10 protein-coding genes are annotated in these 10,904 nt (G+C 64.3%); 2 read left to right on the top strand and 8 right to left on the bottom strand.

Annotation, left to right across the window (positions count from 1 at the left end):
- Positions 1–14 precede the first annotated feature (14 nt).
- Positions 15–953 (bottom strand): iron-siderophore ABC transporter substrate-binding protein, encoded by a 939-nt coding sequence (locus OKC41_RS16265; RefSeq protein ID WP_201894695.1) that lies wholly within the window; start codon positions 951–953, stop codon positions 15–17.
- Positions 954–1,138: 185 nt separating this feature from the next.
- Between OKC41_RS16265 and OKC41_RS16260 the strand changes: the two genes are divergently transcribed.
- Entirely contained in the window at positions 1,139–1,870 is a 732-nt protein-coding gene (locus tag OKC41_RS16260) for a 4'-phosphopantetheinyl transferase (RefSeq protein ID WP_201894694.1), read from the top strand.
- Positions 1,871–1,959: 89 nt separating this feature from the next.
- Here OKC41_RS16260 and OKC41_RS16255 read toward each other — a convergent pair whose 3' ends face one another.
- From OKC41_RS16255 to OKC41_RS16235, 5 genes are all read right to left on the bottom strand, one after another.
- Positions 1,960–2,778, bottom strand: coding sequence for an amonabactin ABC transporter ATP-binding protein (locus OKC41_RS16255; RefSeq protein WP_010674442.1), 819 nt, complete (start codon positions 2,776–2,778; stop codon positions 1,960–1,962).
- Between the two features lie 43 nt (positions 2,779–2,821).
- Entirely contained in the window at positions 2,822–3,871 is a 1,050-nt protein-coding gene (locus OKC41_RS16250) for an amonabactin ABC transporter permease subunit 1 (RefSeq protein WP_201894693.1), read from the bottom strand.
- Positions 3,872–3,883: 12 nt separating this feature from the next.
- A complete protein-coding gene (locus OKC41_RS16245) occupies positions 3,884–4,900 on the bottom strand; it encodes an amonabactin ABC transporter permease subunit 2 (RefSeq protein WP_201894692.1) in 1,017 nt (338 codons plus the stop codon).
- Positions 4,901–4,978: 78 nt separating this feature from the next.
- Positions 4,979–6,952 carry a siderophore amonabactin TonB-dependent receptor gene (locus OKC41_RS16240; RefSeq protein ID WP_010674445.1) on the bottom strand — a complete coding sequence of 658 codons (1,974 nt, stop codon included), beginning with the start codon at positions 6,950–6,952 and terminating at the stop codon, positions 4,979–4,981.
- A 60-nt stretch (positions 6,953–7,012) separates the two neighbouring features.
- Positions 7,013–8,248 (bottom strand): MFS transporter, encoded by a 1,236-nt coding sequence (locus OKC41_RS16235; RefSeq protein ID WP_201894691.1) that lies wholly within the window; start codon positions 8,246–8,248, stop codon positions 7,013–7,015.
- A 216-nt stretch (positions 8,249–8,464) separates the two neighbouring features.
- Here OKC41_RS16235 and OKC41_RS16230 point away from each other — a divergent pair, with 216 nt between their 5' ends.
- The gene (locus OKC41_RS16230; RefSeq protein WP_201894690.1) at positions 8,465–9,214 is read left to right on the top strand and encodes a hypothetical protein; all 750 of its coding nucleotides are present in this window, start codon (positions 8,465–8,467) and stop codon (positions 9,212–9,214) included.
- A 9-nt stretch (positions 9,215–9,223) separates the two neighbouring features.
- Here the strand turns inward: OKC41_RS16230 and OKC41_RS16225 are convergent, their stop codons facing one another.
- Positions 9,224–9,685, bottom strand: a complete 462-nt coding sequence (locus OKC41_RS16225) for a DUF2919 domain-containing protein (protein ID WP_039038891.1) — start codon at positions 9,683–9,685, stop codon at positions 9,224–9,226.
- Positions 9,686–9,829: 144 nt separating this feature from the next.
- Positions 9,830–10,777, bottom strand: a complete 948-nt coding sequence (gene corA, locus OKC41_RS16220; protein WP_005301617.1) for a magnesium/cobalt transporter CorA — start codon at positions 10,775–10,777, stop codon at positions 9,830–9,832.
- Positions 10,778–10,904: the final 127 nt, after the last annotated feature.

The following is a 10,904-nucleotide window of genomic DNA, read 5'->3' as shown; positions in this document are numbered from 1 at the left end:
CGTCAACCGAGGGATTAGTGAGCGATGGGGGCGGCATCCGGTTTGGTGAGCAGGCGCTCGACGTCGTCGATCACCTTGAGGGCCGCCTGGGGGCCGCCGGTGGAGGTCCAGAGTGACCCGTCCACGGCGCCGAAGCGCTTGCCCTTGATGGCGCCGAGCTGCTGGAAGGCCGGAGTCTGCTCGGCCTGCTTCATGGCATCCACCGCATCCCCGCTGGTGCTGAGGGTGCCGATCACCAGCCAGTCACCGTCCAGCAGGTTGAGGGATTCGAGGCTCAGGGCCGGGGAGTGGGGGCTCTTGTCGCCAATCTGGTGGGAGGGGCGGGTGAGCCCCATCTCGGTGACCACGCTGCTGGCGAAGGTGCCGCCGTGCATGTAGCTCGGCCCCTTGGGGTTCCAGCGCACTATGCTCATCTGTTCCCCCTGATGCTGGGCAAGCTTGCTGCGGGCCTCTGCCAGGCGGGCCTCATACCGGGTGAGGAACGCCTTGGCCTCGGCCCCCCGGTTCATCGCGTCGGCGCTGCGACCGAATACGGTTTTCCAGGGCTCGCCCCAGTTGCCGGTGACGACGGTGGGGGCGATCTCCTTGAGCAGGGCGAGGAGCTCGGGCTTGGTCTGGCCGGTGAGGATGAGGTCGGGCTCCAGATCGATGAGTTTCTCCAGATTGGGGTTGTCCAGATCCCCGACCACGGCGATCTCCTTGCCCGCCTTGTCCAGCAGATAGCGGGGCAGGGTGGACTGGCCGCGCCCATTGACGGTGCCCACCGGCTGCACCCCCAGAGTCAGGGCGCTGTCGAGATCGAGTTCGCTCAACACGACGACCCGCCGGGGCGCATCGGGGACGCTCTGGGGCTGGCCGTTGGCATCGATGACCTGGCGGCTGCCCGCCTGGGCCTGGAAGCCCGTCAGGCTGGCCAGCATGAGCAAGGTGGCCAGCGGGGAGAAGATCTTCATGGTGACATCCTTATGGGTTAAATCGGTGGGCCGGAGTCTGTGGAAAGTGCCTGAGAGCCGCCCGGCCAGCCCCGAATGGGCGGGGACATGCTACCACAAAGCAAGTGAGAAGCGTTGTCATTTGTATTTGTGGCATGACATCGGCTTGCTTTGGTACCATCGCAGGCCCCTGTCAGGAGCCTTTCATGTTGCCTCGTTGTCCCTCACTCGATGGATCCTTTGTCCGTCAATTCGATACCCTGTGCCTGCCGGGCCTGGAGACGCTGCCTCTTCATCGGGTCTGTTTTGATCCCGCCGCCTTCTCGCCGGAGTGCTTTGGGGCCCAGGGCATCATCTTGCCTGCTTCATTGCAGGGGGCTGCCCCCAAGCGCCTCGGGGAGTTTCTGGCAGGGCGTCTCGCAGCCCGTGAGGCCCTGCGTCCCTTCGGTCTTGCAGGATGCAGCGTGGCCATCGGAGCGGCCAGGGAGCCACTCTGGCCTGAGGGGGTGGAGGGGAGCATCAGCCACAGCCGGCTGGCGGGAGAGGGGGTGGCCCTGTGTGCGGTGCGCCCGGGCAAGGAGGGCATAGGGCTGGATCTGGAGGCCTGGCTCGATGGCGACCAAGGGGCGCAGCTCTGGCCCGGCATCATGGATGGGGAGGAGTGGGGACGGCTGGAGGCGGGGGCTCACGACGCCCAGCTGAGCCTGGCAGAGGGCGTGACCCTGGTGTTTTCCGCCAAGGAGAGCCTCTTCAAGGGGCTCTATCCCCGGGTGGGGCGCTACTTTGACTTTCTCGATGCCCGCTGGCTCGCCATGACGGCGCAGACTCTCACCCTGGAGCTCAAATGCCCGCTGACGCCGGCCCTGCCAGCTGGCTGGCGCTGCACCCTGCACTGGCAAGCCCTGCCGGGGGGCGTGCTCACCGTCTTGCTGCTGTGAGCACGATGCCAGCGCCCGGATAACGCCAACGCAAAACCCAAAAAAGAAACCGCCATCAGGCGGTTTCTTTCTCTGGCACAGGGTATGGCTCAGGCCGACACGCCATGGTCGGCGCGCAGGCGAGGCACTTCGTCAGCGCGTCGGCGGGGCACGATGACAGGGGCCCCGTCGCCGGGGGCGTGCAGTATGTCCACATCGGTCTGGTAGAGGCGATCGATGAGGGGCTTGGTCACCACCTCCCGGGCCGGGCCCATGGCCTGGATGGCGCCATCCCCCAGGGCAATCAGCTCGTCGCAGTAGCGGGCGGCGGTGGCGAGATCGTGGATGACGATAAGCACCGTCTTGCCCTCGGCGGCGACCCGATGGATGGCCTCCATCACCTCGGTCTGGTGGCCGATGTCCAGCGCGCTGGTGGGCTCGTCCAGCAAGATGATGTCCGCATCCTGTGCCAGCACCATGGCGAGCCACACCCGCTGGGCCTGACCGCCGGACAGCGAACTGGCACTCTGGTGCCAGATGGCATCGAGCTGCATCCGCTCCCGGGCCCAGTCCACCATGCGAGCATCTTCCTCGCTCCACTGATTGAACCAGCCCTGATGGGGATGGCGGCCGTATTGCACCAGCTGCTCCACCAGGATACCGGGGGGGACCAGGGGACGTTGGGGCAGATAGGCGAGTTCCCGAGCCAGGGCTTTGGCGCCATAGGCACCGAGTGGCTTCTCCTTGAGCAGGATCTCCCCGGACCGGGGTTGCTCCTGTCCCGCAAGGAGCTTGAGCAGCGTGGATTTGCCACCGCCGTTGGGGCCGACGATCCCCACCAGCTTACCCCGGGGGAGGGAGAAGGAGATCTCCTTGAAGATGGTCTTTTGCGGGTAGCCGAACTGGAGTCGGTTTACGGTGAGCGTCATCGGGCAGCCCTCGGTCTGTATTGAAAATGGATGAATGCCATGGTCAGTCGGCCTTCTGGCGATCTTTGAGCAGGATGAAGAGCAGCAGCAGGCCGCCGAGAATGCGGGTCATGATGCCGGTAGCCACTTCGTGGGGGCTGGCCAGCACCCGCACCAGGGTGTCGCTGGCGAGCAGCATCAGGGCGCCGCACAGGGCGGCAATCCACAGCGGCACGATGCGATCCCGGCTGAGCCAGGAGGCAAGGATGGGGGCCGCCATGGCGATGAAAACCACGGGGCCGCCGATGGCGGTGCCAAGGGCTGCGACGATGATGGCCTGGGCCAGGACCCCGAGCTGGACCCGGTTCACGTTGACCCCGAGAGTACGGGCGGTGATCGGTCCCAGGCGCAGCACGCCGAGGGAGCGGGAGAGACAGACGGTCCAGGGGCAGATGAGCAGGAGCAGCAGGCTCACCGGCAGCAAGGTGCCATAGCCCTGACCGACGAAGTTGCCCATGTTCCACAGATAGAGGCTGGTGAGGTGCACCAGGGACTGGGTGGACATGACGAACTGGCCGAGGGCGTTCATCAGCTCCGAGACCCCGATGCCGATCACCACGAACAGGTAGCCCTGCTCCCCCGGCTTGTTGCACAGGGCATAGAGCACGGCGGCGGCAAACAGGGCGCCGAAGGGGGCGGCCCACCAGGGCCAGGTACCCAGGGTCAGATAGAGAGAGAAGATGATGATGGCAAGGGATGCCCCCTCGTTGACCCCGATCATGTCCGGGGTGGCGAGGCGGTTTCGCACCAGGGTCTGCACCAGGCAGCCCGAGAGTCCCATGGCGGCGCCGGCCACCAGCACCGCCAACAGGCGCGGCAGTCGGATCTTGAAGACGGTCACTTGATCAAGTCGGCTTCCCTCCCCGAGCAGGGTCTGGATCACCCCCATCATGGTGATCTTGCCGGAACCCAAGGTGAGGGCCAGCAGGGAGAGCAGGGTGAGGGCGAGCAGGAGCCCCAGGGTGATGAGCCAGGCGTGGCGGTGCAGCAACAGGGTGCGGCTGCCAAGGCGAAGGCAGAGGGTGCCGCTCGGGAGTGAGAGAGAGTTCTTCATGGGCGTGGCACCTTATTTGACGGCCAGCAGGGAGCGGAAGCCGCCGCTGCGCACCACCAGGATGAGCACGGGCGCCCCGATGAGCGCCAGAATGACGCCGTTGGGCAGCTCGTAGGGCTGGATCAGCCAGCGGGCCAGTACATCGGCACCGAGCAGAAAGAGCACCCCGAACAGGGCGGAGAAGCGCACCTGGATGGTGAGGCGAACCGGCTCCACCAGGCGGGCGCAGTAGGCGGCGAGGAAGCCGACAAAGCCGATGGGACCGGCGATGGCGATGGCGCAGGCGGTGAAGAGCGTTGCGGCCAGGAGCACGCCGATCCGCACCCGGGTGGGGCGGATGCCGAGGGCCCTGGACTGGTAATCCCCCATCTGCATCAGGGTGAGAGGGCGACAGAGCGCCAGGGTCAGCAGCAGGGCGGCCAGGGCGAAGGGGACCACGGTGAGTACCGCTTCCAGACTGGAGGCGGCAAGGGACCCTAAGTTCCAGAAGCGGAATTGCTCCAGCACCACCCGGTTGGAGAGCAGCAGGAAGTTGGAAAGACCGCCGAAGGTGGCGGAGAGGGCGACCCCTACCAGGATGAGCTTGAGGGGGTTGGAGCGCCCCACCATGAGGCCGAGGCCCAGCACGATGAGGTTGCCGAGCAGGGCCCCCATGCCGGACCAGAGCAGATACCCGTAGGCGGATTCGACGCCAAACCAGGTGAGGCCGATCACCAGGGCAAAGACGGCGCCGGCATTGACCCCGAGCAGGCCGGGTTCGGCCAGAGGATTGCGTGTGGCACTTTGCAGCATGGAGGCCGCCAGGGAGAGTGATGCCCCCACCACCAGGGCTGCCAGGGTACGGGGCAGGCGCAGGGTATGGACTATCATGGCGAGCTTTTCATCGGCCACGAAGGCGGGATCGCCCATCAGGAAACCGGCGACCTCGCGGCCACCATAGACACCGGCCCCGGTGGCCAGTGACAGACAAATCAGCAGGAAGAGGAGCAGCACGCCGAGCCAGAACAGCCGAGCTTGGTATCTGAGCACTCAATGACTCCTTGAATTCGGGGAGGCAGAAACGCAAAAAGGGAGCCCCGCGACCGGGGCTCCCGCATACAGGATGGATTACAGCTTGTAATCGACCCCTGCGTAGACGGTGCGACCTTCCAGGATGAAGTCGGCGTCGGTCGCCACCTCGTCACGCTGGGTGTTGGTGAGGTTGGTGATGCCGAGCTTGAAGTCCAGGGCCGGCGTGACGGTCCACTTGGTGTTCACGTCCAGGGTCTGGTAGTGCTTGGAGGTGAATGCCTGGGCGTTGCGGGCCGGCACCTTGATCACCTGGCTGCCGACATACTGCCAGGCCAGGTTGGCGCTGACCACGTCGCTCGCCTTCCAGTCCAGGCCGATGTTGCCGGTGTGATCCGGGGTCTTGGCCAGATCGTCACCCGTGCTCTTGTCTTCGGAGTCCAGCAGGGTCAGGTTGCCGGTCAGCTGCACGTTGTCGAGCACGTCGAACCAGCCGGTCAGCTCCAGCCCCTTGATGCGGGCCTTCTTGACGTTGAGGTAGGTCATGACGGTCGGACGGTAGCCCGGGCCCCACTGATCGCTCTGGATCAGATCCTCGATCTCGTTGTGGAAGCCGGTCACCCCTGCGCCGAAGCGATCGGCGTTGTAGGCGGTGCCAAGCTCGTAGCTGACGGAGGTTTCCGGCTTCAGATCCGGGTTGCCTATCACCTTGCAGGCGCCGCGGCAGGCGGTGGTGGCGAACCCTTCGCTGGACTGGGCCAGGGTCGGGGCCTTGAACGCCTTGCCGGCGCCCCCCTTGATCACCCACTCGTCACTCAGGGAGTAGAGGGCGTAGGCACGGGGGCTGAACTCGTTGCCATAGGTCTCGTGGTGATCCAGACGGCCGGAGAGCGTCAGGGCCAGATCCCCAAAGCCGAACTCGTCTTGCAGGTAGAGAGCGCTCTGGCTCGCATCCACGCTGCCGTTCTGGATGCTGCGGCTGTGCTCCAGCTCGGTCTTGCGGAACTCTGCACCTGAGGTCAGCAGGTGATCCCCGAGGTAGCCGCTCAACTGGCCATCCACCGTGTTGTTGGTCTGGGTGATGTCGGCGGCGCCACCGTTGAGCTGGGAGTCATCCATCAGATCGGTCTGCTCGAAGTAGTAACGAGCGCGGCTGTCGAAGTGTTCCCAACGGCCGTTGTGGGTCAGCCCCAGGCTCAGGCGATCGAGTTTCTGCACGTTGTGGGGAGTGGCCGGTGCGGTCGGGGCACGGGGCACGTTGTTGAAGTAGCTGTCCATGTCGTTCTGGTTGTAACCCAGATCGAAGTCGATGTCCTGGTTGTCGGCCACCAGCCACTTCAGGCTGGAGAGCACGTTGACCACTTCCCGTTTCTCCAGGGCGTCGGCATCCGGGTTGTTGGACTGCTCGCTCTTCCAGCGATCCCGCTGATAGCCTTCCACCACCACGCTGCCCAGCAGCTTGTTGTCGATCAGGGCGCCGGAGACGAAGGCGCTACCCTGGTTGGCATCCCCGCCATCCCCCTTGGTGGGCATGGTGTGGGTGTAGCCGACGGCCGCTTCGGTGTTCTCCTTGGCCTGGCGCAGGATCACGTTGACCACGCCGCCGAGGGCATCGGCCCCGTACAGGGAGGAGACGGGACCGCGGATCACTTCGATGCGCTCGATGGCGGCCATGGGGATGGAGCTTAAGTCGAAGTCGTTGCCAAAGGAGCTGCCCAGGGTCTCGCGGGCGTTGACCCGCTTGCCGTTGACCAGCAGCAGGGTGTAGTCACCGCCCATGCCGCGGATCTTGATCTCGTTGCGACCCGTGGGGTTGGTGCCGATGATGTTGACACCGGGCACGTGCTTGAGGGCATCGCCGATGTTGTTGACGTTCATCTTGTCCAGATCGGCGCGGGTGACCACGGAGACGCTGGCCGGGGCGGTCAGCTCGGTGTGCTTGGTCTGGGTGGCGGTGACCACCACCGTCTCGTTGGCCTTGACGGACTCGGCCTGGGCCAGGCCCGGTACGGCCAGCAGACCAAGGGAGAGCAGAATGGGGTTCAGTTTAAAGAGGCCGTGCTGCAACTGCATTGTCAAAAACTCCATGGATATAACTGAGGTTATGGGGTCCGGATTCTTCTGGTCCGGTGCTCACTGACTTCCTTGTCTGGCGGTGCCAGAGGCAGGATTATTGTTATCTCTTGTGCTCTTCAGGCCCCGGATGAGGAACCAGACACCGGCGCAGGCCACCAGGGTGCACGCAATGTTGATCCAGGCCAGGGTGGGGAAACCGTGCAGGGCGCCCCCCTCGTCGGAGACCAGATATCTGGCGGAGAGCAGGCTGCCGAGGCCCGCCGCCACATTGGTGACCGAGCCCTGGAAAGACATGAAGGCGGCGCGCTGATGGGGGGCCGGAATGGCCGCCGTGACCGCGAGGGTGGTGCTGGCACGGGCGGAGCTCAGGGCCATGAAGAGGGTGAACAGCAGATAGAGAGGCAGGCCTGCCGGCAAGGCAAAGCCCACCAGGGTGATCAGGGCCAGGGCCAGGCTGGTGAGCAGGATGGCGACCTGGGCGCGGCCCTGATCGATCCAGCCGCCGCACAGGCGCATGGTGGCCATGCTGGCAAGACCGCCGCACAGATAGAGGCTGGCGATCTGCTCGCGCGGGAAACCCAGGTTGAACTGGAAGTAGTTGGCAAAGTGCGGAATGAGCAGGAAGTGGCCGAACATCTGCAGGCAGAGGATGAAAAGGGCTCCCTGGCAGAGCGGTGACCCCAGCAACTGGCGCATCCCCTGGCCTGCCGGGGCCCGGTTGACCGGCAGGGACGGCAGCCAGATCGCACACAGCAGGGCCAGCAGCAGGCCGCCAGCACCAAACAAGAGGAAGGGGCTCTGCCAGCCAGACCACTGGGCCAGCACGAGGGCCGCGGGCACGATCAGAATGGCGGCCAGGGAAAACGCCATGCCCACGTAGGCGAGACGGCGGCCCCGCTCGGCGGGCGGTACCAGATCCAGCACCGCCGCCATCAGGATGGCCCCCAGGGGGCCGGCCACGCAGCCGGACAGGATAAAGATCAGCAGCAGGGTCTGGCTATCCTCGGCCAGGGCGCAAGCCATCAAGAGCAGGAAGCGCAGGACCAGCAGTACCAGCAGGGCGGGTTTGCGGTTGACCCGATCGAGCCAGGGGGCTGCCAGGAGGCCCAGCAGAGCGGCGCCCAGGGTGGCGCCGCCGCTGAAGTAACCTGTCTGCTCCGGCAGCATCCCCAGACGGGTTACCAGTTCCGGGCCAAGGGGCATCACCATCATCATGCAGCCCATGGAGAGCATGTTGATGAGCAGCGCCAGGTGGATGGCGGCAGGGGTGGATGCGACGGATTCTGGCTTCATCAGAGGCTGACTCGAAAAAATGAGTCCGAATTGTATCCGAGGGTTTTTGTTGTGACAACAAATGATAACCATTTTTATTTGTGTTAATTAGGTGTCTTGATGAGTCCTTATCTGGTGCCTCTGTGTGGGGTTGCATACCAGGCCCGTTGCAATCGAGGCGCCATGGACCATGATGGCAGGAAGCGAGAGGGTGGCGGTGAACGCCGGGAGGAGAAGATGCGCGCTGGATCAGGGTATTGGGGGCTGGGGTGCTGCCTGTTGCTGGCATTGCCCCTGAGGGCCGAAGTGAAGGTCATACCGGTATTCGAGGCGGATGCCGTGGTGCAGACGCTCAAGGAGATCTACCCGGATCTCGGGGTGAGCGCCATGGGCAACCAGCTGGTACTGAGCGGAACCCCCGCCCAGTTGCAGGAGGCCGAGCGTACCCTGGCGCAAGTGAACCAGCCGCCCCAAAGCCTGCTCATCGAGTGGCGGGTGGATGGCGCCTCCAGCCGTCAGCAGGCCGGAGTGGGGCTGGGCCTGGATGCCAAACGGCAGTGGCTGCTGGAGGGGGATGCCCGGCACTATGAACGCAGCCAGAGTGACAACTGGCAGGTGCGTGGCCTCTCCGGACGGCCCGTGTTGTTGCAGATGGGGTCCTATCAGCCGGTCACCTTTTACCAGTGGCAGGGGGGAAGGGTGGTGGGCATGATGCCGCTGATGAACGGTCTCTACGCCACCGCGACCCTGATAGGGGACAGGGTGCAGGTGGCCCTCAGCAGTGAACAGGCAAGAGTGGAGCGAGGCAACATACACACCGGCCAGAGTGCCACCGAGGTGAGCGGCGCCCCGGGCCAGTGGCTGACGGTGGGGGAGCTTTCCACAACCCAAGGCAGCCGGGAGGCCGCGATCGCCAATCCATCAGGCATGGGCGGGGCCAGCGGCAGCGAACGCCAGACTCTGCAGATCCGGGTCACGCGCCAGTGAACCAGCCTGTCAGTGGGGCTGATCCAGGGCGTAATCCCGCAACTGGCGGCTTCTTAGCAGATACCAGAGCGCCCAGAGGCTGGCGATCAGCACCAGGGCGGTGGGCCAGTTGAACGACCACTGCTGCAGATTGAGGCTGTGCAGTTGCATCAGAAGGCCACTGACGGCAGAGCAGAGCAGCAGCAAGGGGCTGTGGCGTCTGAGCCAGGCTCTGGCACTGTGGGTCTGGCGATGGGTGCCGCCGCAGGCGAGCAGCGCCAGCATGGCGGGCACGTCCGTCAGCAGGCTGATATAGAGGGTGAGCTTGTCCGGGTAGAAGAGGGTCAGGATGGCGCTGCCACTCTCCCGGGTGACCCCCGCCATCAGAAACAGCCAGACCGAGCGGGTCAGCAAGAGGGCGATGGGCCAGAACCAGAGCGGGGGGCGCAACTGGCCGTGATCGTCGTAACGGTGTTCGGGGTAGAGGGTCATGGTGGCCCGGTATCCATTCATGCAGTGCGAGTGATGAAGGGGATATGGGGCACAGGGCAGGCCATTGCAAGGTCAGCAACGGCCGGGAATTAATCGGGGGGCCATGCCCCCCAATCCGCAGTCTTTAGTTGCCGGGTTCCGGCGTCACAGCCAGCCTTTTCGCTTGAAGAAGAGACCGGTGCCCAGCGATGACATCACCATCAGCACCAGGGAGAGGGGATAGCCATACTCCCAAGCGAGCTCCGGCATGCGGCCGAAGTTCATGCCGTAGATGCTGGCGATAAGGGTCGGCGGCAGGAAGATCACCGCGGCTACCGAGAAAATCTTGATCACCTTGTTCTGCTCCAGATTGGTCACCCCCATGGAGGCCTCCAGCTGGAAGTTGATCTTGTCGAACAGGAACTGGGTATGGGGCAGCAGGGATTCCACGTCGTGCAGCATCTCGTCGATCCACTTGTTCTGCTCCCCCGTCATGCGCTGGCGCAGACTGCGTTTGAGGAAGCGCAGGGCGCGGCGGGTATCGTGCAGGGAGAGACGGATCTGGCCGTTGGCCTCTTCCTGGGCCATCAGCTCCTTGAGCATGGGGTTGATCTGGTCCGGCTCGAAGATCTGATCGGCGGTGTTCTCCAGGGTCTTGTAGCCATCCTCGATGAGATCCGAGAGATACTCCACCTTGAGGTTCTGCACCTCCAGCAGGATGTCGAGGGCGTCTTCGACCTCCAGCCTGTCCTGACGCATGTAGTGGCGTAGCAGACGCACCAGGCCGATGTCATCCTCGCGGATGCTGATCAGCAGGTTGTTGCGCAGGGTAAAGGAGACGTGCACCCCCTTGGTGTCGCGACCGATGCGCTGGGGAAACAGGGAGTGGATGTGCAGACCATCGGTGTCCCAGTAGAAGCGGGCGGATGCCTCGATGTCATCGAGCTCCTCCTTGTCCGGCACCTCCTCCAGGAACAGGCCCGTCAACCATTCTCGCTCCGCAGTGTCCGGCTTGTAGGCATCCAGCCAGACGGTGTTGTCGGGAACGATGTCATCCGGCCCGAGCGTGACTATGTCCAGCACCTTGTTGTTGAGAATGTAGGCGGTGATCATCTGTCCCCCCTTAAGAAGTCATGGGTAATCAGGGATGGTTGCACAGGTTCATGCGGCCTTAGATCGCACGGAAAGCGATCCCATGAAATAGCATAACGAGGCCGATGGACAACCTGAATGCGGCGAA

Source organism: Aeromonas sp. QDB17, from assembly GCF_027705305.1.
GTDB classification, from domain to species: domain Bacteria; phylum Pseudomonadota; class Gammaproteobacteria; order Enterobacterales; family Aeromonadaceae; genus Aeromonas; species Aeromonas caviae.
This window is presented reverse-complemented; position numbering and strand designations above follow the sequence as displayed.

Excerpts from the sequence above, each read along its gene's own strand:
- OKC41_RS16265 (WP_201894695.1), bottom strand. The coding sequence starts at position 953 with ATGAAGATCTTCTCCCCGCTGGCCACCTTGCTCATGCTGGCCAGCCTG.
- OKC41_RS16260 (WP_201894694.1), top strand. The coding sequence starts at position 1,139 with ATGTTGCCTCGTTGTCCCTCACTCGATGGATCCTTTGTCCGTCAATTC.
- OKC41_RS16255 (WP_010674442.1), bottom strand. The coding sequence starts at position 2,778 with ATGACGCTCACCGTAAACCGACTCCAGTTCGGCTACCCGCAAAAGACC.
- OKC41_RS16250 (WP_201894693.1), bottom strand. The coding sequence starts at position 3,871 with ATGAAGAACTCTCTCTCACTCCCGAGCGGCACCCTCTGCCTTCGCCTT.
- OKC41_RS16240 (WP_010674445.1), bottom strand. The coding sequence starts at position 6,952 with ATGCAGTTGCAGCACGGCCTCTTTAAACTGAACCCCATTCTGCTCTCC.
- OKC41_RS16235 (WP_201894691.1), bottom strand. The coding sequence starts at position 8,248 with ATGAAGCCAGAATCCGTCGCATCCACCCCTGCCGCCATCCACCTGGCG.
- OKC41_RS16230 (WP_201894690.1), top strand. The coding sequence starts at position 8,465 with ATGCGCGCTGGATCAGGGTATTGGGGGCTGGGGTGCTGCCTGTTGCTG.
- OKC41_RS16225 (WP_039038891.1), bottom strand. The coding sequence starts at position 9,685 with ATGACCCTCTACCCCGAACACCGTTACGACGATCACGGCCAGTTGCGC.
- corA (WP_005301617.1), bottom strand. The coding sequence starts at position 10,777 with ATGATCACCGCCTACATTCTCAACAACAAGGTGCTGGACATAGTCACG.